3 tRNA genes and 2 rRNA genes are annotated in these 1,966 nt (G+C 46.6%); all 5 read left to right on the forward strand.

Going from position 1 to position 1,966, the window contains the following annotated elements:
- Positions 1-297 (forward strand): 16S ribosomal RNA (locus G6R09_RS19735); the annotation flags it as partial.
- 100 nt (positions 298-397) lie between these two features.
- Positions 398-473 (forward strand) — tRNA-Glu (locus G6R09_RS19740).
- 26 nt (positions 474-499) lie between these two features.
- Positions 500-574 (forward strand) — tRNA-Lys (locus tag G6R09_RS19745).
- 128 nt (positions 575-702) lie between these two features.
- Positions 703-778 (forward strand) — tRNA-Ala (locus tag G6R09_RS19750).
- A 332-nt stretch (positions 779-1,110) separates the two neighbouring features.
- Positions 1,111-1,966, forward strand: a 23S ribosomal RNA gene (locus G6R09_RS19755); the annotation flags it as partial.

The following is a 1,966-nucleotide window of genomic DNA, read 5'->3' on the forward strand; positions in this document are numbered from 1 at the left end:
ATACAGAGGGCTGCAAACTAGCGATAGTAAGCGAATCCCACAAAGTACGTCGTAGTCCGGATTGGAGTCTGCAACTCGACTCCATGAAATCGGAATCGCTAGTAATCGTGAATCAGAATGTCACGGTGAATACGTTCCCGGGCCTTGTACACACCGCCCGTCACACCATGGGAGTGGGCTGCACCAGAAGTAGATAGCTTAACCTTCGGGAGGGCGTTTACCACGGTGTGGTTCATGACTGGGGTGAAGTCGTAACAAGGTAGCCCTAGGGGAACCTGGGGCTGGATCACCTCCTTACCTAAAGACTTATRCTGTTTTATGCAGTGTCCACACAGATTGCCTGGTTAAAATGTAARAGAGCCACTTATTGTTGCCCAACAACWTAAGTATGAACATTGTCCCGTTCGTCTAGAGGCCTAGGACACCGCCCTTTCACGGCGGTAACAGGGGTTCGACTCCCCTACGGGACGCCACTTCTTTTYWTMGGHAGTRAAAMGWTGGGCGTTAGCTCAGTTGGTAGAGCAGTTGACTTTTAATCAATTGGTCGCAGGTTCGAATCCTGCACGACCCACCATYYTYTCYYMSRARRKRWWWAAWAYRKSKGAGAGCACCTCCCTTACAAGGAGGGGGTCACTGGTTCGAGCCCGGTATCGCCCACCACTTTCTYTTBDAKAGAACTTCTCCTAAGAAGTAAAACTTKAWGGGGTTATAGCTCAGCTGGGAGAGCGCYTSSCTTGCACGMAGGAGGTCTGCGGTTCGATCCCGCATAGCTCCACCACTTTMTAAATRCATTCGWAAGAGTGTGATTASAAAGTGGWTTMKTYATCGTTWAAAAWGATMAAWYRCATGYTCTTTAACAATCTGGAAAGCTGACTAGTAAATTCAATCGAAAGATTGATTTTAAAAAATGTTTTTRTTGYTTCTTGTAAAAGAAGAATAAAAACGAGTTCTCAAAACAWCACACATTCAAGTGTCTGWKTTTGYTTTCACTTTTTAAAGTRAARACAAATAAATGAGTCCGGCGAAAAACCAATGTTTAATATTTTCTTGATCGGATTATTAAACACAAACCTTGGTTRKTTGAACATACAAGACCTCTTGGGGTTGTATGGTTAAGTGACTAAGCGTACACGGTGGATGCCTTGGCAGTCAGAGGCGATGAAGGACGTATTAACTTGCGATAAGCCCAGATTAGGCAGTAAAAGCCACTTGAGTCTGGGATTTCCGAATGGGGAAACCCACTAGCATAAGCTAGTATCATTAACTGAATACATAGGTTAATGAAGCGAACCGGGGGAACTGAAACATCTAAGTACCCCGAGGAAGAGAAATCAACCGAGATTCCGGTAGTAGCGGCGAGCGAAACCGGATTAGCCCTTAAGTTAGTTCAGCGTTAGGTGAAGGTTCTGGAAAGTRCCGCGATACAGGGTGATAGCCCCGTAACCAACAACGCTTTATTAGTGAAATCGAGTAGGACGGGACACGTGATATCCTGTTTGAACATGGGGGGACCATCCTCCAAGGCTAAATACTCCTGACTGACCGATAGTGAACCAGTACCGTGAGGGAAAGGCGAAAAGAACCCCTGTGAGGGGAGTGAAATAGAACCTGAAACCGTGTACGTACAAGCAGTAGGAGCCCACTTGTTGGGTGACTGCGTACCTTTTGTATAATGGGTCAGCGACTTAATTTTAGTAGCAAGGTTAACCGTTTAGGGGAGCCGTAGGGAAACCGAGTCTTAACTGGGCGTCATAGTTGCTAGGATTAGACCCGAAACCGAGTGATCTAGCCATGGGCAGGTTGAAGGTGAGGTAACACTTACTGGAGGACCGAACCGACTAATGTTGAAAAATTAGCGGATGACTTGTGGCTAGGGGTGAAAGGCCAATCAAACTCGGAGATAGCTGGTTCTCCCCGAAAGCTATTTAGGTAGCGCCTCGGACGAATACTACTGGGGGTAGAGCAC

Origin of the sequence: Photobacterium sp. Alg240-V54 (assembly GCF_900537155.1) — a bacterium.
Classification (GTDB): Bacteria; Pseudomonadota; Gammaproteobacteria; order Enterobacterales; family Vibrionaceae; genus Photobacterium.